Origin of the sequence: Tsukamurella sp. USMM236 (assembly GCF_037148755.1) — a bacterium.
GTDB lineage: Bacteria > Actinomycetota > Actinomycetes > Mycobacteriales > Mycobacteriaceae > Tsukamurella.
Window position 1 is genome coordinate 237687 of record NZ_JBBCSS010000004.1, and the last position, 24299, is coordinate 261985.

General features: G+C 72.3%; 20 protein-coding genes. 13 read left to right on the top strand and 7 right to left on the bottom strand.

What is annotated here, in order from left to right; translation table 11 throughout:
• The 3 genes from WFK95_RS15250 (at position 1) to WFK95_RS15260 (ending at position 3630) form a co-directional block, all read left to right on the top strand.
• Positions 1-1461, top strand: a complete 1461-nt coding sequence (locus WFK95_RS15250; RefSeq protein WP_224647249.1) for a condensation domain-containing protein — start codon at positions 1-3, stop codon at positions 1459-1461.
• Positions 1462-1590: 129 nt separating this feature from the next.
• Entirely contained in the window at positions 1591-3399 is a 1809-nt protein-coding gene (locus WFK95_RS15255) for an acetyl/propionyl/methylcrotonyl-CoA carboxylase subunit alpha (protein ID WP_336671170.1), read from the top strand.
• A gap of 3 nt (positions 3400-3402) precedes the next feature.
• Positions 3403-3630 (top strand): hypothetical protein, encoded by a 228-nt coding sequence (locus tag WFK95_RS15260; RefSeq protein ID WP_224647251.1) that lies wholly within the window; start codon positions 3403-3405, stop codon positions 3628-3630.
• On the opposite strand, the gene WFK95_RS15265 is transcribed toward WFK95_RS15260, so the two are convergent.
• Positions 3627-4847, bottom strand: coding sequence for an HNH endonuclease (locus tag WFK95_RS15265; protein ID WP_336671171.1), 1221 nt, complete (start codon positions 4845-4847; stop codon positions 3627-3629). The two genes, WFK95_RS15260 and WFK95_RS15265, sit on opposite strands and share 4 nt — an antisense overlap.
• 186 nt (positions 4848-5033) lie before the next feature.
• Here WFK95_RS15265 and WFK95_RS15270 point away from each other — a divergent pair, with 186 nt between their 5' ends.
• Entirely contained in the window at positions 5034-5450 is a 417-nt protein-coding gene (locus WFK95_RS15270; RefSeq protein ID WP_224647255.1) for a hypothetical protein, read from the top strand.
• A 3-nt stretch (positions 5451-5453) separates the two neighbouring features.
• Here WFK95_RS15270 and WFK95_RS15275 read toward each other — a convergent pair whose 3' ends face one another.
• From WFK95_RS15275 to WFK95_RS15285, 3 genes are read right to left on the bottom strand one after another with little or no spacing between them, the layout of a single operon-like run.
• A complete protein-coding gene (locus WFK95_RS15275; RefSeq protein WP_224647257.1) occupies positions 5454-6032 on the bottom strand; it encodes a helix-turn-helix domain-containing protein in 579 nt (192 codons plus the stop codon).
• Positions 6033-6052: 20 nt separating this feature from the next.
• Positions 6053-6466 (bottom strand): type II toxin-antitoxin system VapC family toxin, encoded by a 414-nt coding sequence (locus WFK95_RS15280; RefSeq protein WP_336671172.1) that lies wholly within the window; start codon positions 6464-6466, stop codon positions 6053-6055.
• Positions 6463-6723 (bottom strand): type II toxin-antitoxin system Phd/YefM family antitoxin, encoded by a 261-nt coding sequence (locus WFK95_RS15285; RefSeq protein WP_224647261.1) that lies wholly within the window; start codon positions 6721-6723, stop codon positions 6463-6465. The genes WFK95_RS15280 and WFK95_RS15285 overlap by 4 nt, the downstream gene beginning before the upstream one ends.
• A gap of 125 nt (positions 6724-6848) precedes the next feature.
• On the opposite strand from WFK95_RS15285, the gene WFK95_RS15290 reads away from it, so the two are divergent.
• The 8 genes from WFK95_RS15290 (at position 6849) to WFK95_RS15325 (ending at position 16605) form a co-directional block, all read left to right on the top strand.
• Positions 6849-7409, top strand: a complete 561-nt coding sequence (locus tag WFK95_RS15290) for an NADPH-dependent FMN reductase (protein WP_224647262.1) — start codon at positions 6849-6851, stop codon at positions 7407-7409.
• A gap of 93 nt (positions 7410-7502) precedes the next feature.
• Complete coding sequence (locus WFK95_RS15295; RefSeq protein WP_336671173.1) at positions 7503-9266, top strand: N-acyl-D-amino-acid deacylase family protein; 1764 nt, start codon at positions 7503-7505, stop codon at positions 9264-9266.
• A gap of 177 nt (positions 9267-9443) precedes the next feature.
• Positions 9444-10715, top strand: a complete 1272-nt coding sequence (gene mdo, locus WFK95_RS15300; RefSeq protein WP_224647266.1) for an NDMA-dependent methanol dehydrogenase — start codon at positions 9444-9446, stop codon at positions 10713-10715.
• A gap of 29 nt (positions 10716-10744) precedes the next feature.
• The gene (locus tag WFK95_RS15305; RefSeq protein ID WP_336671174.1) at positions 10745-11806 is read left to right on the top strand and encodes a MadB family AAA-type ATPase; all 1062 of its coding nucleotides are present in this window, start codon (positions 10745-10747) and stop codon (positions 11804-11806) included.
• The gene (gene madC / locus WFK95_RS15310; protein WP_336671175.1) at positions 11793-13289 is read left to right on the top strand and encodes a MadC family VWA domain-containing protein; all 1497 of its coding nucleotides are present in this window, start codon (positions 11793-11795) and stop codon (positions 13287-13289) included. The genes WFK95_RS15305 and madC overlap by 14 nt, the downstream gene beginning before the upstream one ends.
• Before the next feature lie 159 nt (positions 13290-13448).
• Complete coding sequence (locus WFK95_RS15315; protein WP_336671307.1) at positions 13449-14621, top strand: iron-containing alcohol dehydrogenase; 1173 nt, start codon at positions 13449-13451, stop codon at positions 14619-14621.
• The gene (locus WFK95_RS15320; RefSeq protein WP_308011446.1) at positions 14618-15952 is read left to right on the top strand and encodes a MadS family sensor histidine kinase; all 1335 of its coding nucleotides are present in this window, start codon (positions 14618-14620) and stop codon (positions 15950-15952) included. The genes WFK95_RS15315 and WFK95_RS15320 overlap by 4 nt, the downstream gene beginning before the upstream one ends.
• Positions 15949-16605, top strand: coding sequence for a MadR family response regulator transcription factor (locus tag WFK95_RS15325; RefSeq protein WP_224647271.1), 657 nt, complete (start codon positions 15949-15951; stop codon positions 16603-16605). Before WFK95_RS15320 ends, WFK95_RS15325 begins: the two co-directional genes overlap by 4 nt.
• 6 nt (positions 16606-16611) lie before the next feature.
• Here WFK95_RS15325 and mftM read toward each other — a convergent pair whose 3' ends face one another.
• The 3 genes from mftM to WFK95_RS15340 form a co-directional block, all read right to left on the bottom strand.
• Entirely contained in the window at positions 16612-17418 is an 807-nt protein-coding gene (gene mftM, locus WFK95_RS15330; protein WP_224647273.1) for a mycofactocin oligosaccharide methyltransferase MftM, read from the bottom strand.
• Between the two features lie 87 nt (positions 17419-17505).
• Positions 17506-18123 (bottom strand): LGFP repeat-containing protein, encoded by a 618-nt coding sequence (locus tag WFK95_RS15335; RefSeq protein ID WP_224647275.1) that lies wholly within the window; start codon positions 18121-18123, stop codon positions 17506-17508.
• 109 nt (positions 18124-18232) lie between these two features.
• Positions 18233-19657: a carboxylesterase/lipase family protein gene (locus WFK95_RS15340; protein WP_224647277.1), complete on the bottom strand. Its 1425-nt coding sequence runs from the start codon at positions 19655-19657 to the stop codon at positions 18233-18235.
• A gap of 171 nt (positions 19658-19828) precedes the next feature.
• Between WFK95_RS15340 and WFK95_RS15345 the strand changes: the two genes are divergently transcribed.
• Complete coding sequence (locus WFK95_RS15345; RefSeq protein ID WP_336671176.1) at positions 19829-24295, top strand: ATP-dependent helicase; 4467 nt, start codon at positions 19829-19831, stop codon at positions 24293-24295.
• Positions 24296-24299 lie beyond the last annotated feature (4 nt).

A 24299-nucleotide genomic window follows, 5' to 3' on the forward strand; every position in this document is an offset into this window, starting at 1 on the left:
ATGCAATTCACCGAACTGGACGCGTACCCGCTGCGCCCGGGTGAACTGCGCAACTGGATCCCCACCACGGGTCCCGCCGCGCGCTGGCGCGACGACCCGCGCGCCACGTCGCACGTGCACGAGGCGCACCTGCGGGGCGCGCAGGCGGTGCTGCGGCGCCGCCACATCGACGGCGGGCGCGAATCCTGGCTCGGCCTCGGCATCGAGTTCGACGAGCCGCTGTCGATCCCCGGGATGCGCACCGCGCTGCGCGCGTGGATCGACCGGCACGAGGTGCTGCGCACCCACGTCTTCCTCGAGGACGACCGGCCGCGCCGCCGGAGCGCGCAGACCGCCACCGTCGACCTGCGGATCAAGACGATCGGCACCTACCGGTCCACCGGCCCCCTGGCCGAGCAGCTGCTCGGCGAGTTCGACCGGTCGACGGCCCCGCTGACCTGGCCCGCCTACATGTTCTCGACGGTGGCGCGCGAGGACTCGTTCACGCTGTTCTTCGCGGCCGACCACTCCCTGCTCGACGGCTACTCCCTCATCCTCAGCCCGTACGAGCTGCGCGAGTTCTACCGGGAAGCCGTGCACGGCGACCCGCCGCGGCTGCTGCCCACCGGCAGCTACGTCAACTACTCCGACACCGACCGGCAGTCCGCTGACCGCGCGGGCGCGGGCCACCCGGCCGCGCGGATGTGGGACGAGTACCTCAGCGAGACCGGCTTCAAGCCCGATCCCTTCCCCATGCCGCTGCTCCCCCTCAGCGCGAAGACACTGGCCGACGAGACGCGCGCCGCCCTGAGCCGCGACCCGGACGGCGTGCCCCGGCTGCCGCAGGGGTCGCTGAACTTCCATCTGCTCGACGACGACCGGTCCAACAACTTCACCCGCGTGTGCTCCGAGTCGGGCGCATCGCTGGTGACGGGCGTACTCGCGTGCATGGCGAAGATCAACACCGACCTCGGCTTCGGCCCCGTCTTCCGGTGCGCCGTCACCCGGCACACCCGCGACGCTGAACAGTGGATCGCGGCGCTCGGCTGGTTCGTCGGCATCGCGCCCTTCCGGCTCGACACCACCGGAGCCCGCACCTTCGGCGAGCTGGCGCAGCGGGCGCAGGCGGCGTGGAAGCCGTCCAAGATCGGGAGCACCCTGCCCTACCTGCGGATCGGCGAGGTGCTCGCCGAGGAGCCGGGCCGCTCGCAGGCGCCGCCGCCGCGCTTCGTCGTCTCGTTCATGGACACGCGCTCCGCCCCCGGCTCGGACGTCAACGACGCGGGCGGGGCCGGGGCGCTCCGCTCGCACGACTACTCGATCGACGACGTCTACCTCTGGATGCTGCGCACACCGTCCGGTCTGCACGTGGCGGCGCGCTTCCCCGGCTTCGAAACGGCACGCCGGAGTGTCACTCTGTACCTCGGCGCGCTACGTTCGTTGTTGACCGAAATAGGCGATGCGACGGTTACTCGCGGGTAACCGAACCCGCGAGGGGACTGTCGGCTGCGCCACAAGTGAGTAGGCATACACTCGTCAGGAGTTGCGCCCGGACGGGACATGGAGAGGGCGGCGCGCCGCTGTGCGCCGCAACGGAACGAGGAGACTTGAGTGGCAGCCCACGCTGACAAGAAGATCGAGAAGGTACTCATCGCCAACCGCGGTGAGATCGCCGTCCGCGTCATCCGCGCCGCCCGGGACGCCGGCCTGACCAGCGTCGCCGTGTACGCCGAGCCCGACGCCGACGCCAAGTTCGTGCGCCTCGCCGACGAGGCCTTCGCCCTCGGTGGCCAGACCTCGGCCGAGTCCTACCTCGTCTTCGACAAGATCCTCGACGCCGCCGCCAAGTCCGGCGCCGACGCGATCCACCCCGGCTACGGCTTCCTGTCCGAGAACGCCGAGTTCGCGCAGGCTGTCATCGATGCGGGCCTGACCTGGATCGGCCCGTCCCCGGCCTCGATCCGCGACCTGGGCGACAAGGTCACCGCGCGGCACATCGCCGAGCGCGCCGAGGCCCCGATGGCGCCCGGCACCAAGGACCCGGTCAAGGACGCCGACGAGGTCGTCGCCTTCGCCAAGGAGTACGGCGTGCCCGTCGCCATCAAGGCGGCGTTCGGCGGCGGCGGCCGCGGCATGAAGGTCGCGTACACCATCGAGGAGATCCCCGAGCTGTTCGAGTCGGCGACCCGCGAGGCCGTCGCCGCCTTCGGCCGCGGCGAGTGCTTCGTCGAGCGCTACCTGGACAAGGCCCGCCACGTCGAGGCCCAGGTCATCGCCGACCAGCACGGCAACGTCGTGGTCGCCGGCACCCGCGACTGTTCGCTGCAGCGCCGCTTCCAGAAGCTGGTCGAGGAGGCGCCCGCGCCGTTCCTCACCGAGGAGCAGCGCACCGCCATCCACGAGTCGGCCAAGCGCATCTGCCGCGAGGCGGGCTACTACGGCGCCGGCACCGTCGAGTTCCTCGTCGCCGCCGACGGCCTGGTCAGCTTCCTCGAGGTCAACACCCGCCTGCAGGTCGAGCACCCGGTCACCGAGGAGACCGCGGGCATCGACCTCGTGCGCCAGCAGTTCCGCATCGCCGAGGGCAAGGAGCTGACGATCACGGAGGATCCCACTCCCCGCGGTCACAGCTTCGAGTTCCGCATCAACGGCGAGGACGCCGGCCGCGGCTTCCTGCCCGCCCCCGGCCCGATCAGCGTGTACCGCGAGCCCACCGGCCCCGGCGTGCGCGTCGACTCCGGCGTGGACCAGGGCGACGTCATCGGCGGCCAGTTCGACTCGATGCTCGCCAAGCTCATCGTGACCGGCGCGACCCGCCAGGAGGCGCTGGAGCGCTCGCGGCGCGCGCTCGCCGAGTTCGAGGTCGAGGGCCTCGCGACGGTCATCCCGTTCCACCGCCACATCGTCTCCAACCCGGCGTTCGTGGGCGACGAGAACGGCTTCGAGGTCTACACCAAGTGGATCGAGACCGATTGGGAGAACCCGATCGAGCCGTACACCGGTGGCCAGGCCATCGAGGAGGACGACTCGCTCCCCCGCCAGAACGTGGTCGTGGTCGTCGACGGCCGCCGCGTCGAGGTCTCGCTGCCCGGCGAGCTCTCGCTCGGCGGTGGCGGCGCGGCCGGCGGTGCCAGCGTCATCCGCCGCAAGCCGAAGGCGCGCACCCGCGACCGCGGCGCCGGTGTGGCCGCCACGGGTGATTCCGTGACCGCCCCCATGCAGGGCACCGTCGTCAAGGTGGCCGTCGAGGACGGCCAGCAGGTCAGCGCCGGCGACCTCGTCGTCGTGCTCGAGGCCATGAAGATGGAGAACCCGGTCGCCGCGCACAAGGACGGCATCGTCACCGGCCTGTCCGTCGAGCCCGGCACCGCCGTCACCCAGGGCACCGTGCTGCTCGAGATCAAGTCCGACGAGGCCTGATTCTTGGATCCGATCGGCCTGAACGTCGGGGCGTGGTACCTCACGGAACTGCGCCCCGACGCCTGGCTGGCCGATGAGGCCTACGCCTGGGCCGTCCGCGTGAACACCACCGGCGACTCGATCGGCGAGGTCACCCTCCTCCCCTCGGGGAAAGTCACCGTCGACGGCCCCGACAGCGAGGGCCTGCGCACCGCCCGCGCCGCCGTGCAGCGATTCGGCGCGAGTCTCTAGGCCGCCTGGTCCGGCGCGGTGGACCGGTGGTGGTGTCCGCTCGGGGTCCGCGTTTCGACGGTGTGCCGCCCGCTCGGATCCTCGATGACGGTGCTGGTCCAGCCGGCGGCTTCCTTGGCGTAGTTGCACGCGGCGCACAGCCCCTGCCCGTTCTCGAAGCTGGTGGGGCCGCCGGCCGCGTGCGGGACGATGTGGTCGGTGTGCGCGATCGGTGCGTCGCAGTACGGGGTCCTGCAGTACCGGTCCCTGGCTCGGATCATCTCCGCCAACCCGTCGGGGAAGCAGCGTTGCCGTGAGTCCATGCCCACGACCGCACCCGACTCCGGTGTCACGTAGAGGCGTTTGACCCACGCGACACCGGCGGCAGTAGCCCGGCCGACGAGGTTGCGGGCGATCTCCGCCGGCACCGTCCCACCACCGTCCAGATGCGCTGTCCCGGGGCGGTCACCGAGGAGCACCGCCGCGGGCATCGTCAGGTTCACCATAACGGGCTGCCCGTCCGCGGCCTCGCGGCCGGTGATCCGCGCGAACGCGGTGTCGGCCATGATCTGACCCCGTGTCCGCAGGTCCGCGCCGATCCCGATCAACGTGTCGGCGTGCTTACGCAGCGCCGCGTACACCCCGACGCCCTGCGCCACCGGCAGCAGCAACGACACCCTGGCCATCCCGTCGGGCAGCGGCCGGATGGTGACGGTCCGGTCCTTCTCCGCCGCCGCGTTCCGATCGACCGTCGCCTGTGCGTCCAGCCGATACGCGACCTGCTCGACCCTCGCGGCGAGTTGCTTGAGCCCCATCCCCGCGAGCGTCGCCGGATCGGCACACAACTGCGCATCCGCGACATGGCGGTCCGATGCGTCCAGGTGCGCGAGGCCACCGACGATCACCGGGACCGCCTCCGGGGAGAGGTCACCGTCCCGCAGGCGGGCGCGGGTGTGAGGCAGGCTCTTCTCCAGCTCCACCGCCCGATTCACAAACCTCGCGGCTGTGTTCGGCGACAAATGCATGGCCAACCCGACCTCCGCCGCCACACCCTGCTGCCAGCGATCCTGCGGCAACCCCGCCGCGACCCGCTCGCACACCCGCTCCCGCAGCAACTCCGCCGCCAACCGGTACTGCTCGAACACCGTCCGACACCGCCGCCGCTCCATCGAACGCAACCGCTCCGCAACACCACCGCCAGGCGGCTGATCATCATCTACACCAACGTCTTCGTCCATGCCCTGACGCTACGCCGACCCACCGACAAGTTTTCGCCATCGCAACACTGTATCGAACGATGCCTGTTCACACGGGCCACGAGAACACGCTGACGCCTCTCCTCCTCACGGACCAGTACCGATACCGAGTCGCGCGTCCAGAGCGAAATCCCACGCCAGGGCACCCTCGCGAGCGATGATCGAGACATGGCGAGAAAGCCGGAGCCCCCGAAGGCCCCACCCAGCATCAGCGAATCGGTCAACGACCTGGTCGACTCCGTGCGGTCCGCCGCCGGCAAGGCGATGGACAACACCGGCCGCACGGTGACCAGCGTCAGCAAGCTCAGCACCATCCCGCCCGACACCATCGAGCTCATCGCCGAGCTGCCGAAGGTGATGCTCGCGATGGCCGACATGATCGAGCGCGCCAACAACGTCATCGACCGGGTGGAGCGGCTCACCGCCGTCGCCGACCCGGCCCTCAACACCCTCGACGCCGTGCTCCCGCCGCTGGTCGACGTGACCAACAAGCTCAGCGACGTACAGCGCGGCGTCGAGCGAGGGGTCGGCAAGCTCCCCGGCGTCAATCAGCTCAAGAAGGTCACCGGCCTCGGCGGCGACTGACCGCTACTCCGGCTCCGCGCGCCCTACGTGGTGGGCGCGCTCGCCCTGCGGGCCGTAGATGCCCAGGTACTCGACGGGCTCGCCGTCGGCGCTGCCGAACCAGTGCGGCAGCCGGGTGTCGAATTCGATCACCTCGCCGGGCTTGATCACCATGTCCTTCTCCCCCAGCAGCAGCCGCAGGTTCCCGTCGAGCACGTACAGCCAGTGGTAGCCGGGATGCGAGACCTGCGTGCGCGTCTGCGCCCCGGGCCGGGGCCGGATGACCTCCTTGAACGTGCGCAGCCCACCGGCGCGGCGGGTGAGCGGCACGATGACGTGGTCGCCGTGCCGCACCGGCTTGAGCCGCACGCGCGGATCGCCGGTCTCGGGCGCGTCGACGAGCTCGTCGAGCGGCAGGCCGTACGTGCGCGCGAGCGGCAGCAACAGCTCCAGCGTGGGCTTGCGGGTGCCGCCCTCTAACCGCGAGAGCGTGCTCACCGAGATCCCCGTCGCCTCCGCGACCGCGGTCAGGGTGATGTCGCGCTCCTGCCGGATCGCGCGCAACCGCGGCCCGACCTGCTCGAGAACCGGATCGTCTGCCATGGGACCGATTGTGCCCGCCATCAGCCGAACGGGTTCAGGGTCCGGACGTCGAGGCCCTCGAAGTCCTGGACGTTCCTGGTGACCAGCGTGAGGTCGTGGGCGAGCGCCGTGGCGGCGATGAGGGCGTCGACGATCGGCAGCGTCCGGCCCGTCGCCGATATCGCTCCCCATCGTGTAGCCGCGGGGATGTCCAGATCGATGATCTGATCGCGGTAGGCGTCCTCGATACCCGCGATCCACGTCGCGACGGCCTCGGCCTGCCGGGGGTCCCTCCGAGCCAACATGCGCTCGCCACGGCGCAGCTCACCGATGGTGAGCACACTGAGATATCCGGCGTTCCCCACGCCGGCGAGCCATTCGACCACCGCCTGGTTGGGGCGGCGCTTCATGGACTCCGACACCACGTTCGTGTCCAAGAGGTACGCCGCGGTCAATCGAAGAGCCCCTCCGTGCGATCCGGGTCGACGGTGCGCTCGGGAATCTCGAAGTCATCGACTGCGGGCGCCGACAGCAGGAATTCGGAGAAGCTCGGCTTCCGATCCCGTCCGTGATTCGCGCGGAAGTCCTCGATGTCCACGACCACCGCGATGGGATCGCCGTGCCGGGTGATCACCTGCGGCTCCCCCTCGCCGACGGCGCGCAGCAGCTCACTGAGGCGCTGCTTGGCCTCCTGCACCTGCCATTCCCGCATGCGTCCAGGGTACCGAGATCTGTCCAGACAGTCTAGACCCACGACGCACCTAGCGGACCGCGGTCCGCTCCGCTACGGTGGACACCACGCCCGAGCGGGCGAGAAACCCCGTCGAAAGGACCCCTATGAAGATCGGCATCATCCTCGGCTCCATCCGCGACGGCCGCAAGGCCGAGCAGGTCGGCCAGTGGGTCGCCGCGGCCGCAGCGGCGCGCGAGGGCGTCGAGGTCACCGTGCTGGACCTCAAGGAGTTCGACGTCCCGCTGCTCACCTCCGCCACCGTGCCGGGCGCCGCGAACCGTCAGTACGACAGCGCGGCGGTCACCGCCTGGGGCGAGGCGATCGACGCCCAGGACGGCTTCGTCTTCGTCACCCCCGAGTACAACCACTCCATCCCCGGCGCCTTCAAGAACGCCTTCGACTCGATCGGACCCGAGTGGGCCGGCAAGACCGTCGGCTTCGTCGCCTACGGCGCCGACGGCGGCGTCCGCGCCGTGGAGCACTGGCGCCAGATCACCGCCAACTTCTCCATGGTCGACGCCCGCGCCCAGGTCAGCCTGGGCCTGTTCACCGATTTCGACGGTGCCGGCGCCTTCGCCCCGATCGACCGCCGCCCTGCCGAGCTGGCCGCGCTGCTCGACGAGCTGACCGCCGCCACCGAGCGCCACCTGGCCTCCGCTCGCTGAGCTCCCGCGCGCCGGGCCCATTCCCGCAGGGCCCGGCGCGCGACCGCGGGATCGATTACGCTTGCAATCGTCACACGACGAGCGGGGAGCCCCATGCGCTACGACCTCATGATCCGCGACGGCCTCTGGTTCGACGGGACGGGCGCCGAGCCCCGGCGCGCGCACCTCGGCATCGTCGGCGATCGCGTCGCCACCGTCTCGGCGGAGCCGCTCGACGAGGCCGGGTGCCCCGAGGTGATCGACGCGAACGGGAAGTGGGTCCTGCCCGGCTTCGTCGACATCCACACCCACTACGACGCCGAAATCCTCCTCAACCCCGGACTCGGCGAATCCGTCCGGCACGGCGTGACGACCGCGATCCTGGGCTGCTGCTCGATGTCCACCGTCTACGCCCGCCCCGAGGACGCCGCCGACCTGTTCAGCCGCGTCGAGGCGGTGCCCCGCAAGCACGTCATCGCCGCGCTGGAGGACTTCCAGGACTGGACCGAACCCGAGGGCTACGTCAAGCGCCTCGACTCGCTGCCGCTCGGCCCCAACGTCGCGTCGTTCCTGGGCCATTCCGACTTGCGCACCGCCGTGATGGGCCTGCGCCGCGCCACCGACACCTGGTCGTTCCCGTCCCGGGCGGAACTGCGCCGCATGGCGGAGATGCTCGACCGCGCTCTCGACGCCGGCATGGTGGGCATGTCCGGGATGGACGCCCCCATCGACAAGCTCGACGGTGACCGCTTCCGCTCCCGAGCGCTGCCCTCCACCTACGCCTGGTGGCACGAGCGGTGGCACCTCATCAACGTCCTGCGCAAGCGCGGCCGGATCCTGCAGAGCGCGCCCAACATCAACAACCCGCTCACGGTGGTGATGTTCTTCCTCGCATCCAGCAGCCGGCTGTTCGCGCGCGGCCGCAAGGTTCCGGTGAGCCTGCTGGTCGCGGCTGATTCGAAGTCCGCCCGCGGCGCGCACCGCCTCTTCAGCACCGCCGCCGCGCTCGGCAACCGGGTCTTCGGCTCCCGGGTCGCCTTCCAGCACCTGCCGCTGCCCTTCACCCTCTACTCCGACGGCATCGACCTGCCGGTCTTCGAGGAGTTCGGCGCAGGCACCGCCGCGCTGCACATCCGGGACCAGCTCGAGCGCAACGAGCTCATGGCCGACACCGAGTACCGCCGCCGGTTCCGGCGCGAGTTCGCCCTCAAGAAGCACAAGCCCGGCCTGTGGCACAAGGACTTCCACGACGCGGTCATCGTCGACTGTCCGGACGCGTCTCTGATCGGCCGGAGTTTCGGCGCGATCGCCGACGAGCGCGGCATCGCGCCGCTCGACGCCTTCCTGGACGTCCTCGTCGAGAACGGGGAGAAGAACGTCCGCTGGACCACCACCGTCGGCAACGACCGCCCCGCGGTGCTCGACGAGATGGCCAAGGACCCGAACCTGCACCTGGGCTTCTCCGATGCGGGAGCGCACCTGCGCAACATGGCCTTCTACAACTTCCCGCTGCGCTTCCTCAAACGGATGCGCGACGCCGACGAGGCGGGCCGCACGGTGCTGCCGCTGGGCCGGGCCGTGCACCGCCTCACCGGCGAACTGGGCGCCTGGTTCGGGCTCGACGCCGGCTTCCTGCGCGAGGGCGACCGCGCCGATTTCGTGATCGTCGATCCGGAGCGGCTGGACGAGACCGTCGACGCGTACAACGAGGCCGAAGCGCCGTTCTTCGACGACCTCTCACGCATGGTCAACCGCAACGACGCGACCGTCGTCGCCACAGGCATCGGCGGCCGCATCGTCTTCCGGCTCGGCGAGTTCGTTCCCGGCTACGGCCGCGATCAGCAGACCGGGCACTACCTCCGCGCCGGCACGCATTAGAGCGCCCCAGCGCCCGCCGGTCGGGCCGGTGCCGCACCTGCCCGACCGGACGGGGCAGGGGTGGCGGCCGGACGGTTTCGCCCCGAGGCCCTCCCCCGCACGACTCTCCGCGCCCACAGTGTCCCTGTGAGATGGATCACGCCATCTCGCCCGGACCGCAGACGCAGGAGAGACGACATGGCCATCGAGCTGAACCAGATCTGGGACTTCCCGATCAAGGAGTTCCATCCCTTCCCCCGCGCGCTGATGGGGGTCGGCGCGCACGACATCATCGGCGTGGAGGCGAAGAACCTCGGCTTCAAGCGCGCCCTGCTGGTGACCACCGGCCTGCGCGGCTCGGGCATCATCGAGGAGCTCATCGGCAAGATCGAGTACCAGGGCGTCGAGGTGGTCCTGTTCGACAAGGTGGAGTCGAACCCCAAGGACTACAACGTCATGGAAGCCGCGGCCATGTACGAGAAGGAGAAGTGCGACAGCATCATCTCCGTGGGCGGCGGCTCCAGCCACGACGCCGCCAAGGGCGCGCGTGTGGTGATCGCGCACGACGGCCGCAACATCAACGAGTTCGAGGGCTTCGCCAAGTCCACCAACAAGAAGAACCCGCCCCACATCGCCGTCTCCACCACCGCCGGCACCGGCTCGGAGACCTCGTGGGCGTACGTCATCACCGACACCTCCGACATGGACAAGCCGCACAAGTGGGTGGCCTTCGACGAGGCCTCCATCGTGACGCTCGCGATCGACGATCCGCTGCTGTACTACTCGTGCCCGCAGCACTTCACGGCGTACTGCGGCTTCGACGTCCTCGCGCACGGCAGTGAGCCCTACGTCTCCCGGCTCGACTTCGCGCCGTCGCTGGGCAACGCCCTGTACTCCATCGAGCTGGTCGCGAAGAACCTGCGCGAGGCCACCTTCGAGCCGCGCAACCTCAAGGCCCGCGAGGGCATGATGAACGCCCAGTACATCTCGGCGCAGGCCTTCAACTCGGGCGGCCTCGGCATCGTGCACTCGATCTCGCACGCGGTCTCCGCCTTCTTCGACAGCCACCACGGCCTCAACAACGCGATCGCGCTGCCCCGCGTGTGGGAGTACAACCTGCCCTCGCGCTACGAGCGTTACGCCGAGATCGCGGTCGCGATGGGGGTCGACACCCGCAACATGACCACGGTGCAGGCGGCGGACGCGGCTGTGGAGGCGGCGATCCGGCTGGCGAAGGACGTGGGCATCCCGGACAACTTCGGGCAGATCCGCACGGACTCGTACGAGAAGAACCAGATGAATTCGGGCAAGTACGCGGGCCGAGGCGAGGTGATCAAGGGCGACGAGAAGTCGGTGCTCGCCATCTCCGAGCACATCCAGGGCGACTGGTGCACGCCGGGCAACCCGCGCGAGGTCACGGTCTCGTCGATGATCCCCGTCGTCGACCACTGCATCAACGGCACGTACTGACACCACGAGGACTCGGGAGGAGAGCAGAGATGACCACGGTGGCCTTGATCGAGACGCCCACGGCGGAGGCGGGATTCGCCGACGGGCCCGCGCTGCGGGAGGCGCTGCGCGGCGCGGACTACATAGCGGACCCCGACCTGGCCACCGTGGTCCACCTGTCGACGGTGCTCGGCCGGCCCCTGCTGCTGGAGGGGCCGGCGGGCGTCGGCAAGACCGAGCTCGCCAAGGCGCTGGCGCAGGTCGCCGGCCGTCGGCTCATCCGGTTGCAGTGCCACGAGGGGCTGGACGACAGCCGGGCGCTCTACGAGTGGGACTACGCACGGCAGCTGCTCCACGTGCAGATGCTCCGCGACCGGATCGGTACCGAACTGGCAGGCTTCGACACCCTGGAGCAGGCGTCGGCGCACCTGGCCGCCAAGGACTTCGGCCTCTACTCGGAGACCTTCCTCGCGGCGCGCCCGCTGCTCGCCGCGATCCTCTCGGAGGAACCGGTGGTGCTGCTGGTCGACGAGGTGGATCGCACCGAGGAGTCGATGGAGGCGTTGCTACTGGAGGTCCTGGCGGAGAACCAGGTGACGGTGCCCGAGATCGGCACCTTCGCCGCCCGCACCCGGCCGTGGGTCGTGTTGACCTCCAACGACACCCGCGAGCTCAGCGCCGCCCTCAAACGCCGCTGCCTGCACTACCACCTCGGCTACCCCGCCGCGGATCGCGAGCGCGACATCGTCACCGCGCGCGCCCCCGAGGTCGAGCCGGCGGCGGTCGCGGAGGTGGTCGAGCTCGCGGGCCGGCTGCGGGACCTGCCACTGCGCAAGAGCCCGTCGATCTCGGAGGTGATCGACGCGGCCCGCATCGCGGCCGTGCTGGCGGGCACCGGAACGGCGCCCGCCGAGCGGCCGGAACTGCTCTACGCCGCGCTGCTGAAGTACTCGACCGACGTGGACCTGGTGCGGAGCCGGGACGCCGGCGCACCGTCGGGTGCGGTGGAGGCGACGGGCCGGCCGGACCGGACGACGGTGGCGTCGAACCCCGCCAACACCACGACGGCCGTCTTCCGCGGGCACGGGGGCCGGGGCCGTGGCGGCAACTGAGACCGCGGGCCTGCTCGACGTCGTGGCGGCGGCGTTCGGCACCCGGCTGCGCGCGCACGGCGTCGGCGCCTCCCCCGCCGAGGTGATCGAGGTGCGGCGCGTGCTGGCGCTCTACGGGGCCCGCGACCGGGCTCGACTCGGCGCGGGCCTGCGGGCGACCTGCGTCAAGTACGCGCACGAGGACGCCGGCTTCGACGCCGCGTTCGCCGAGCTCTTCGCCGCCGCGCGGCACGGCGTCGACGCCCCGGACGCGGCACCGGCCCACGCGGCGCTCACCGGCGGCCTGCCCGAGGACCTCGTTCTCGACCCCGACGCGGAGGTCGGCCGCTACGCCGACTACAACGAGCGGGCCGCGGAGGTCGGCGACCTCGTCGTCGACGCCCCCAAGGCGGACGAGGGCTTCAACCCGCACAAGGACGACGACGACTTCTCGGTGACTGCGGCGGCGGACGCGGAGCTCGCGGTCTCCGCCGAGGACGGCGGCCGCCGCGGCGTCAGCTACACCCTCGACGTGGCGCGGGCCGGGACCGCCGAGGTCGGGGCGCTGTCCGACGGTGCCGCGATGGCCGCGTCCGGCACGCTGCGCTGGGACGATCCGGCGGCGATCCTGGCCTGGCTGGACCGCTACGACCCGAGCCGCGTCTACGCCGACGCCGGACCGGAACAGGAGCTCACGCAGGCCACCGCGGACCGCCTGGCTGCGGCGCTGAGCGCCTTCGTCGAGGCGCTGGCCGCGGCCGGCCAGACCCCGCCCGGGCCGCCGGGCGAGGTCGAATCGCGCCCGCACGCCGAGCTGGAACTGGCGGTGCACGAGGTGCTGCGCCGCATGCGCGGCGCGCCCCGCGAGCGGGTGCGCTACCACGGTCACGGCCGGCTCGACCTGCGTGCGACCGCCCGGACCGCGCAGCGCACCGACGGCGTCCCGTTCCGTCTCGCCACCCGAGTCCCCCGCCCCGACCGGCTGCGGCTGCTGATCCTCGCGGACGTGTCGCTCTCGGTGCGGCCGGTCACCGCGTTCGTCCTGCGCCTCGCGCAGTCGCTCCGGCGGCGCACCGCGCGGTGCGAGGTCTACGGCTTCGTCGACCGGCCGGTGGACGTGACCGAAGCCCTCCTGCCCGGCGCGGGCGACGACGCCCTCGCCCGCGTGCTCGCCGACCCGGGGATCGACCTCGAGGCCTCCAGCGACTACGCCCGGGTCTTCGCCGAACTGCTCACGGCGCCCGCCGGTCTCACCCGGCGCACGTCGGTGCTCATCGTGGGCGACGGGCGCTCCGGTGGCCTGCCCGACGGTGCCGAACACCTCGCGGAGCTTCGGCGGCGGGTGCACCGGCTGGCCTGGATCACGCCCGAGCCGGAGCGGTACTGGGCGCAGGCCACGTGCGCGATGCCCGTCTACCGCGAGCACTGCGACGCGGTGGTCACCGCCCGCGACGCGGACCAGCTGATCGCGCGGGCGGCGGAGCTCGGGAACGCGCTGCGCTGACGGGTACCTGCCCGATCGGGCAGGTACCCGCCCCTGCGAACGGCCCGCCGCCGGCACCCCGGGCTGACGTAACATGGGTCACATCGATCCATTGAGGAGCAGCCCGTGAACCACCTCGATGATCGCCCCGCCGCCGGCCCGGATCAGCGCGCCGCGATGATGCCGCTGGTGTCCCGGGAGGTGCCGCGCACCGTCAAGTTCCACGCCCCGGAGATCGTCTTCGGCGTCGACTCCCTCGGCGAGGCCGCCCACGCGGCGGTCCGCCTCGGCGCGGTGCGCCCACTGCTCGTCACCGACCCGGGGCTGATCGAGGCGGGCTGGGTCGCCGAGCTCCTCGGGCACCTGCGCGACGCCGGGCTGCGGCCCGAGGTCTTCAGCGCGGTGACGCCGAATCCGAAGGACCACGAGGTCGCAGCCGCCTTCGAGCGGTACGCCGAGGCGGGTTGCGACGTGGTGCTCGGCATCGGCGGCGGGTCCGTCATGGACGCGGCGAAGGGCGTGGCGATCCTCGCCACCAACGGAGGCCGGATCCTCGACTACGTGGGCGTGGACCGGGTGACCCGCCCCATCCCGCCGACGGTCATGGTTCCCACGACCGCGGGCACGGGCGCCGACGTGTCCCAGTTCTGCATCGTCACCGACACCGAGCGGGCCACCAAGGTCACCATCCTGGGCAGGGCACTGGTCCCGGACGTCACCGTCATCGACCCGCGACTGTTGACCACGATGCCGGAGTGGCTGGGCGCGGCGAGCGGCCTCGACGCGCTCACGCACGGCGTGGAGGCGTACGTCTCGCTCGCGCACAACCCGCTCACCGACCACCACGCGCTGCGGGCCGTCGGCCTGGTCTCCGAATCCCTGACCGCGAGCATGGCGAACCCGCGCAGCATCTCGGCCCGGCTGGTGATGGCCCAGGCCAGCCTCGAGGCGGGGATGGCCTTCACCAACGCGATCCTCGGTGCCGCGCACGCGATGAGCCACCAGGTGGGCGGGCTCCTGGACAAGCCGCACGGCGTCATCAACGGCATCCTGCTGCCGCACGTGGTGCGGTTCAACGCCGCCGCCGATCCGACGCCGTACGTGGCGATCGCCGCCGGGATGGGGCTCGACGAGCAGCAGGCGCCGGCCGCGGAGGCGGCTGCCGCCGTCGCCGACCGGGTCGAGGAGCTGGCGCGGGAGGTCGGCGTCCCGCGGGGCCTGTCGGAGCTCGGCGTGCCCGAGGAAGTTCTCCCGCGCCTGGCCGCGCAGAGTCTCGAGGACTCGTGCATGACGACGAACCCGCGGGCGGCGACGGTCGGCGAGATCACCGAGCTCTTCCGGGCGGCGATGTGACCGCCGAATCCGACCTCGCCGCGCTCACCGGCCTGCGGTCGGGCAAGAGCAGTTACTACCCGCAGTACCGCGGGGCGGTCGAGCGCGCCGAGCGCGTGCTGCACGCGCTGGACCTCATCGCGGGCGCGCTGGTGCGCACCGTCGAGGGCCCGGAGACGCTCGTGTGCTCGGTCGCGGAGGTGGCGCGCGAGCACCTGCGCGCCGACTGGGTGGTCTTCGCGCTCACCGATGGCCGGCTGACGGCCGCGGGCATGCGACGCCTCGTGCTGGGCCCGGACGGGATCCCGTATCTCGTGGACCGGGTCACCGGCCCGCCGCTGCCCTACGAGGTCGTCGACTGCCTCGAACGGATCCGGGACCCCGCGACCGTGTCGGACCGGACGTCCCTCGAGGGGCGGCACGCGTTCGTGCCGCTCGTGCTCGACGGTGCGGTGGTCGGCGCGATCGCCGCGTGGGTGCCCGAGGGACGCGAGCTGGACGGCACCGACGCCGCGGTGCTGAGCATCCTGGCCAGCCAGACGGCGGTCGCGCTGCACAACGCGGCACTCTACGAGGGCATCGCAACGCTGCTCACCCGCTCCGAGCAGGCCCACGCGCAGGCCCGGCGGACGGCCGCCGACCTCGCGGTGCGCAACGCGGAGCTCATCAGCACGCAGCGCGAGCTCGGCGTGGCGCAGCGACAGCGCGTGCTCGACGACGAGCGGCACCGCATCGCGCGCGAGCTGCACGACAGCGTCACGCAGGCCGTGCTGTCCGCGGGCATGCAGATCGAGGTGTGCCGCAGCGACATCCCCGCGGCGGAGCGCGCCGAGCGGCTCGACCTGGCGAAGGAGATGACGCGGCGAGGCGTGGAACAACTGCGCGCGGCGATCTACACGCTGGGCAACAGTCACGACCACGAGGACGCGGCCTTGCCGGAGATGCTGCGGCGGCTCGGCGTCGTACACGAGCCCGACGAGCTGACCGTCTCGGTCCGGGTGCGCGGCGAGACCCGCGAGCTGCCCGCTGCCGTCGATCACGCACTGCTGCGGATCGCGGGCGAGGCGCTGTTCAACGTCGCCGTCCACGCCGAGGCCACCCGCGCGGTGGTCTCCCTGCGGTACGGGCCGGACGTCGTCGAGCTCGCCGTCGACGACGACGGTGCGGGCGATCCCGCGGCACTGCGCTCCGCGCTCGCCACCAGCCGGGAGCGCGACCTCGACGGTCACGGGCGCGGCCTTGCGAACATGGCCGCGCGGGCCGCGGAATGCGGTGGGCGGCTCGCGATCCGGCGTTCGCGGATCGGCGGCGTCCGCGTGCACGTGGCACTACCGGTGGAGGAGGAATCGTGACGGAGACGCAGGAACGGACGGAGCGGTCGCGGCTGGTGCTGGTCGACGACCACGCCATCCTGCGGCAGGGGCTGCGGTCCGTGCTGGAGCGGGAGCCCGACCTGGAGGTCGTGGGCGAGGCGGTGTCCCGGGCCGAGGCGCGCGCGGTGGCCGAACACGTGCGGCCCGACGTGATGGTCATCGATCTGAAGCTGTCGGGCGGTTCGGAACTCGAGGGCCTGAGCCTGTGCCGCGACCTCACGGCGGCGCACCCGGAGATCGGGCTGCTCGTGCTCACCACGTTCCTCGACGAGCGGCTCGTGGTGGAGGCCGTCCAGGCCGGTGCGCGCGGCTACGTGGTCAAGGACGTCGACACCACGGAGCTCGTGAGCGCCATCCGGTCGGTCTCGCGCGGGCAGAGCGCCTTCGACTCGCGCACCGCCGTCGCCGTGGTGCGGACGCTCGCGGGCGGCGCGCCCGACGACACCCTGACCGTCCGCGAACTGGAGGTGCTGCGCCTGTTGGCGAAGGGCCACTCCAACAGCCGGATCGGCGAGCAACTGTTCATCTCGCCCACCACGGTCAAGTTCCACGTCAGCAACCTGCTGCGCAAGCTGGGCGTGAGCCGCCGCACCGAGGCGGCCTACGAGGCCAGCAAGCGCGGGATCATCTAGCGAGCGTCACCGGTCGAGAACGAGCCACCCGCCGTGGTGCTCAGAGACCGAGAAGCCGAGGCCGGTCGCGGCGCCGAGGTCGCGCAGCGCCGCGGCCGTGAAGGTGCGCACATGCCCGTACCGGGCGTCGGGCTCGTCCTCGTAGGGCACCGCGACGATCACCCGGCGGCGGGCCAGCCGCACCGCCTCGGCGAGGATCGCGCGCCCGGCCGCGGGCGGCACGTGCTCGAGCAGGTGCAGGGCGGTGACGGTGTCGGCGTACCCGTCGGACAGGCCGGTCGCGGCGGCGTCCGCGGCGACGGTGCGCAGCGGCGCCCCGAGGTCGGGAGCGACCCGCGCGAGCAGGTCCATGGCGCCGGGGCACAGGTCCGAGGCGGTGACGCGCCACCCGCGGCGGGCCGCGCGCAGCGCGAAGAAGCCGAAGCAGGAACCGAGGTCGAGCAGCGAATCCCCCTCCAACAGTTCCTCTGCACGGGCGTGGACGGGGGCGAAAGGGGTGCAGCCGGATTCGAGGTCCGCGAGGGAGTTGCGGTAGTAGGTGAGCCAGGCCGCGTCCGCGGCGTCGACGGTGCTGCGCACCGCGCCCACGACGAGCCGCTCGAACTCGTCGACGGTGCGCGGCGCCGCGACGGCGGCGAGGCGCGCCGCGAGGGAGTCCCGCAGGTGCTCGGGCCGCAGCCGGTGCCGCAGGTGCACCCGCCCGCCCGCGCGTTCGACGGTGACGAGCGCCCCGTCGAGCTCGGCCGACCGGGACACGGTCACCGTTCCGTCGGACCAGGTTCCGGGCCGTTGCGGGGCGAGGACATCGATCATCCTCCGAGCGTAGGAACGCCCGCGGCGCACCGCGCCGGGCCGACGGCGGGGCGGAGGCCTACCCGGTCGGAGGGGACGCGCCGGCCGTCACGGCCAGGTGATCACGCCGCGCTGGAAGGTCTGGGAGAAGGTGCTGCCGGTGCGGATCTCGGGGCCGGTCGGGTAGCCGTACTTGCCGGACTCGCGCTTGTCGGCGCTCCACTTCACCAGGATCTCGCCCCACACGGGCCACGCGCCGGACGCGGGCGACCAGTAGATCACGCCGCCCTGGAAGGCGTTCATCGCGCCGGTGACGGCGTTGAACGGGCCGCGGGACTGCAGCTCGTCGGTGGTCGGGTAGCCCAGCGGGCCGTTCTCCCAGCGGTTCTCGCCCCACTTGGCGCGGATCGCGCCGCCGATCTGGTGGGCGTTGCCCCCGTCGGCGCCGGGGTGCCAGTAGAACGAGGCCTGGTTCTTGAAGGTCTGGAACTTGCCGCCGCGGCCGGCGTTCGTCTCGGCGATGAGCGGCACTCCCCACGTCGACGGCCCGCCCGTCGCGAAGTAGGAGACCTCGATCTGGCCCTTGACGAGGAAGCGGCCGACCTGCTGGTCGGCCCTGGCTACCGCAGCCACGGTGCCGCTGATGCCGACGGCGACGGCCGCCGCAGCGACGGCACCCCGGACCCAGGCGCGACGGTGGCTGTTCGACGAGACGTGCGTGGTCATTCCTGCTCCTTAGGTCCGTACCTCCTGAACATCATGAATCACATGAGTCACACAAACAACAACAATCACTGGTGTGTCGCCGGGCGTGTGCCCGGCGACACACCGGACGTCAGTACTGCCAGGAGCCCAACGCGTCCAGGTTCCGCGTGGCGGGCGGCCCGAACACCTTGACGTCGGCCTCGGAGCCGAACGGCCGCCAGTCCTGTCCCGGAACGCCGGTGGCGATGAACTCCATCCAGCGCCCGTGGATGTCGTCGGCCAGGGCCTGCGGCGCGGCGTCGCCCGCGTACATCGCGAAGCCAGGGTCGGCCACGTTGTCGAAGGCGAAACCGAGGTCGAGGGTGTGCATCGCCGACTTCGTGTGCACGCTCGACGGCCACGTGAAGTAGTAGGCGTAGCAGTTCTCGCCCTGTCCCCGCTGCGCCGCGTAGCTGGGTCCGCCGAAGGCACCGTCGGACAGCAGCTCCAGCACGATCTCGCCCGGTGTGAGCGTGTCGCCGTACACCTTCCGGTACGCGCCCACGATCGGCGCCGTGTCGCCGAACGGGCGCAGCAGCACGTCGAGCGCCTTGAGCGGATTGTCGCCGGGCACGAACTCGCCGAACACTCGCCAGAAGTCGGACTCCTTGTGGTTGTTGCCGATGATCATCCGGACGGGCACGGGTCCCTTCGCCAGGCGACTCACCGGGTTCTCGGGCAGCAGCTCGCCGTCGATCACGGGCGGGAACAGCGTGAGCACGTTGTGCGGGCTCAGCTTGCGCAGCACCTTCGCGACGGCGGCGGCGGACTCCCGAGGGTCCTTCTCACGCAGCGCCTTCGCGGTCAGGTGCAGGCCCAACGCGGCCTTGAGCGGGTCCGCGAGCTTCGCCGCCGTCGGCACGTCGGCCGCCACGCCGATGCCGGATTCGCAGATGACCTGATGGAACAGCTTTCCGGCGAACTCCGTGGTCGCGAGGGACGACACCGACATCGAGCCCGCGGACTCGCCGCCGATCGTCACGCGCCCGGGGTCGCCGCCGAACGCGGCGATGTTCGCCTGCACCCAGCGCAGCGCCTGCAGCTGGTCGTGCAGGCCACGATTGTCGGGGGCGTCCGGCAGGTGCGTGAAGCCCTCGAGGCCCACCCGGTAGTTCGCCGAGACGTACACCGCGCCGTCGCGCGCGAAGGCGGTCCCGTCGAAGAGCGATTGCGCGGTGTTGCCCATGGCGAACGAGCCACCGTAGATCCACACGTAGACCGGGAGCGCGTCGCCCGGCTGCGCATCGGCCGGCGCCCAGACGTTGAGCGTGAGCCAGTCGTCGCCCTCGATCACCGGGTAGGTGTAGGGCTGCGGCAGTTCCATCGACGGCGGCGGCGTCGGCCCGAACGCGGTGGCCTCGAAGACACCGTCGAACGGATCCGCCGGCTCGGGCAGCGCGAAGCGGCGCTCCCCCACGGGGGGCTTGGCGTACGGGATCCCGAGGTACCGCGCGACACCTCCCACCAATGCGCCGCTGATCTCGCCGGCCGGGCACACGACCCTGGGTCCACTCATTCCGCACCACCTTCACCGGGGCCGGCGGTCGCCCGAACGGCCCGTTCCAACACCTGTCCTTTGCGATTGAAGCAGAACTCGCGGCGGTCCGACGGCTTTGCGACCGACCGATGCACACGTGCGGCATTCCGGCCGCGGCCACATGTCGGAGGGCTGCGCCATGATGGACCCATGCCGGACGCCCTCCGGGCGTTCACGCCCGCCACCGCCGAATGGTTCGCCGAGTCCTTCGCCGCGCCCACCGCGGCACAGGCCGGCGCCTGGCGGTCGATCGCGCAGGGGAACAACACGCTGGTCGTGGCCCCCACGGGCTCGGGCAAGACCCTCTCGGCGTTCCTCTGGGCCCTCGATCGGCTCGCGGACCGCCCCGCACCGTCGGAGTCCGACGGTCCGCGCGGCACGTCGGTCCTCTACGTCTCCCCACTCAAGGCCCTCGCGGTCGACGTCGAGCGCAACCTCCGCGCGCCCCTCGCCGGGATCGCCCGGGTCCGGGAGCGCCGGGGCGAGCCGGCGCCCGCGGTCACCGTCGGCGTGCGCTCGGGCGACACGCCGGCGCAGCAGCGGCGGCAGCTCGTCCGCAGGCCTCCGGACATCCTCATCACCACGCCCGAGTCGCTCTTCCTCATGCTCACCTCGCAGGCCCGCGAGACCCTGGCGCAGGTTGGCACGGTCATCGTGGACGAGGTGCACGCCGTCGCCGGCACCAAGCGCGGCACGCACCTCGCGCTCTCGCTCGAGCGCCTCGACGAGCTGCTGGACGAACCCGCCCAGCGGATCGGGCTGTCCGCCACCGTCGAGCCGGCGCAGGAGGTGGCGGCGTTCCTCGGCGGCCCGCGGCCGGCGACGGTCGTGCGCCCGCCGTCGCAGAAGGAGTTCGAGCTCACCGTCACGGTGCCGGTCCCGGACATGACGGAGCTGGACGTGGTCTCGGAAGATCCGGACGAGCCGGTGCAGCAGGGTTCGCTGTGGCCGCACGTGGAATCGTCCATCGTGGAGCTCATCGAGCGGCACCGCTCCACCATCGTCTTCGCCAACTCCCGCCGCCTCGCGGAGCGGCTCACGGCCCGGATCAACGAGCTGGCCGCGGGCGTGCACGCCGGTCCGCCGAACCCCGCGGTCGCGGGCGGCTCCCCGGCGCAGGTGCTCGCCAGCGGCCAGACGCACGGTGCGGACGCGGTGCTCGCACGGGCGCACCACGGCTCGGTGAGCAAGGAGCAGCGCGCGATCATCGAGGACGATCTGAAGTCCGGCCGGCTCCGCTGCGTCGTCGCCACGTCCAGCCTGGAACTCGGGATCGACATGGGCGCGGTCGATCTCGTGATCCAGGTGGAGGCGCCGCCGTCGGTGGCCGCGGGCCTGCAGCGCGTGGGCCGCGCGGGCCACCAGGTGGGCGAGCCCAGCCGCGGCGTCTTCTTCCCCAAGCACCGCACGGACCTGCTGCACAGCACCGTCACGGTGCAGCGGATGCGTGAGGGCGCCATCGAGAAGCTCGTCGTCCCCCGCAACCCGCTCGACGTGCTGGCGCAGCAGACCATCGCCGCCGCGGCGATGGACCAGCTGGACGTGCACGACTGGCTCGCTCTGGTGCGGCGGGCGCACCCCTATGCCGCGCTGCCGGATTCGGCGTACGAGGCGGTGCTCGACCTGATCTCCGGGCGGTACCCCGCGGAGGACTTCGGTGAGCTGCGCTCGCGCGTCGTCTGGGACCGCGACGCCGGCACGCTCACCGGGCGTCCCGGCGCCGGGCGGCTCGCGGTCACCTCCGGCGGCGCCATCCCCGACCGCGGCCTCTTCGGCGTCTTCATGGTGGGAGAGAAGGCCTCCCGGGTGGGCGAGCTCGACGAGGAGATGGTCTACGAGTCCCGCGTGGGCGACGTCTTCGCGCTCGGCGCCACCAGTTGGAAGATCGAGGAGATCACGCACGACCGGGTGCTGGTCTCCCCCGCCTTCGGCCAGCCGGGACGGCTGCCCTTCTGGATCGGCGACACCGTAGGCCGCCCGGCCGAGCTGGGCCGCGCCATCGGCCGGTTCACCCGCGAGTTCACCGCGCTCGGCGACGCCGAGCAGCGCGCGCAGGCCCGGGAGGTGGGCCTGGGCGCGTGGGCCACCGACAATCTCGTCGCCCTGCTCGACGAGCAGCAGCGGGCCACGGGCGTCCTGCCCACCGACCGCACGCTCGTGGTGGAGCGGTTCCGGGACGAGCTCGGCGACTGGCGCGTGGCGCTGCACTCGCCGCTCGGGATGAAGGTGCACGCCCCCTGGGCGCTCGCGATCGGCGCGCGGCTGAACGCCGGCCTCGGGCTCTCCGGCGCGGTCACCGCGACGGACGACGGGATCCTCGTCCGCCTGCCCGACACCGACGACGCCCCGCCCGGCGCCGAGCTCTTCCGCTTCGAACCGGACGAGATCGACGCCCTGGTCACCGAGGCCGTGGGATCCAGCGCCCTGTTCGCCTCGCGGTTCCGCGAGTGCGCGGCCCGGGCGCTGCTGCTGCCCCGCCGCGACCCCGGCAAGCGGGCGCCGCTTTGGCAGCAGCGCCAGCGCGCGAGCCAGCTGCTCGAGGTGGCGCGCGGCTACCCGCAGTTCCCCATCGTCCTCGAGGCGGTCCGCGAGTGCCTGCAGGACGTCTACGACGTGCCGGAGCTGATCGCCGTGCACCGCTCGCTCGAGTCGCGCACCGTCCGGCTGGCGGAGGTGGAGACGGTCGCGCCCTCGCCCTTCGCGGCCTCGCTGCTGTTCAGTTACGTCGGCGCGTTCATGTACGAGGGCGACGCGCCGCTGGCCGAGCGCCGCGCCGCCGTGCTCAGCCTGGACCCGGCGGTGCTCTCCCAGCTGCTCGGCCGGGTCGAGCTGACCGAGCTCCTCGACGCCGAGATCCTCGCCGAGATCGCGGCGCAGCTGCAGCGCACTGCGCCCGGCTATCGGGCGCGCACGGTCGAGCAGGTGGCGGACCTGATCCGCGAGCTGGGCCCGCTCACGCGCGCCGAGATCGGCGAGCGCTCCGAGGGGGCGCCCTCTGCGGTCGACGAGTTACTCGGCGCGGGAAGGGTCTTCGAGTACGGCGACGGCTGGATCGCCGCCGTCGAGGACGCGGCGCGCCTGCGGGACGGGCTCGGCGTCCCCCTGCAGCCGGGCATCGCGTCGGCGTTCACTGATGCCGTGCCGGACCCGGTCGGCGACCTGGTCGCCCGGTACGCCCGCCGGCACGGCCCGTTCACCGCCGCCGAGGTCGCCGCGCGCTACGGCCTGGGCGTCGCGGTGGTGCAGCGCCCGCTGACCGAACTGGTCGCGTCGCGAAAGGTGATCGAGGGCCGCTTCGTCCCGGACGGCGAGGACGCGGGCGTCGACGGGGTCCCGCAGTTCTGCGACGCAGAAGTGCTGCGCCGCATCCGGCAGCGGAGCCTCGCCCGGCTCCGGCAGGACGTGGAACCGGTGCCCGAGCGGGCCTACGCCGAGTTCCTCGCGGGCTGGCACCACCTCAAGGCCCCGCTGCGCGGGATCGACGGCGTCGCCGCCGTGATCGACCAGCTCGCCGGGGTTCCGATCCCCGCGTCCGCGTGGGAGTCCGTCGTGCTGCCGCAGCGCGTCGCCGACTACTCACCCGCCATGCTCGACGAGCTGACCGGCACCGGCGAGGTGGTGTGGACGGGGCACGGGGCGATCGGCGCGCAGGACGGCTGGATCGCGTTCCACCCCGCGGATCTCGCGCCGCTCACCCTGCCCCCGCCGGGCGCGCTCGACACCGCCGCGGCGCACGAGGCGATCGAGGACGCGGTCCGTGGCGGCGGCGCGTACTTCTACCGCCAGCTCGCCGGCGCCACCCCGGAGGCGCTGTGGGACCTGGTGTGGGCGGGCCGGCTCACGGGCGACACCTTCGCTCCCGTCCGGGCCCGGCTCGCGGGCGGCCGCCGCGCCACCGCCCACCGCACGCCGCGGCGCGCTCCCCGCGCGCGGTTCCGCGTCGCCGTGGACCAGTCGCCGCCCATGGTCGCCGGCCGCTGGTCGCTGCCGCCCGCGCCGGCGGAGGCGAGCGCCACGGAGCAGTCCGCCGCCCTGGCGGAGCAGCTGCTGGAGCGATACGGCGTGGTGACCCGCGGCGCAGTCATGGCCGAGCACGTCGAGGGCGGTTTCGCCCGGATCTATCGCACCCTGGCCGCGTTCGAGGAATCCGGGAAGGCGCGGCGCGGCTACTTCATCGAGCGGCTGGGGGCGGCACAGTTCGCGCGGGGCGGCACCGTCGACGCGCTGCGCGACGCGGCGTCCGCGCTGGAGCGGGCCCAGGAGCGGGGCGAGGCGTCCGCGCTGGTGCTGGCGGCCACCGACCCCGCCAACCCGTACGGCGCCGCGCTCCCCTGGCCGGAGACGCCCGACGGTGCCCGGCCCGGCCGCAAGGCGGGCGCCCTCGTCGTGCTGGTCGACGGTGCGCTCGCGCTGTTCGTCGAGCGCGGCGGCCGCACCCTGCTGACCTTCACCGACGCGCCGGACGCCGCCCTCACCGCGCTCGCGGGGGCGGCGCCGCGGCTCGGCGGCCTCACCGTCGAGAAGGTCGACGGTGCCCCCGCGCTCACCTCGCCGCTGGCCGGCGCGCTCGCGGCGGCCGGCTTCGCGCGCACCCCGAAGGGGCTGCGCGTGCGCTGACCCG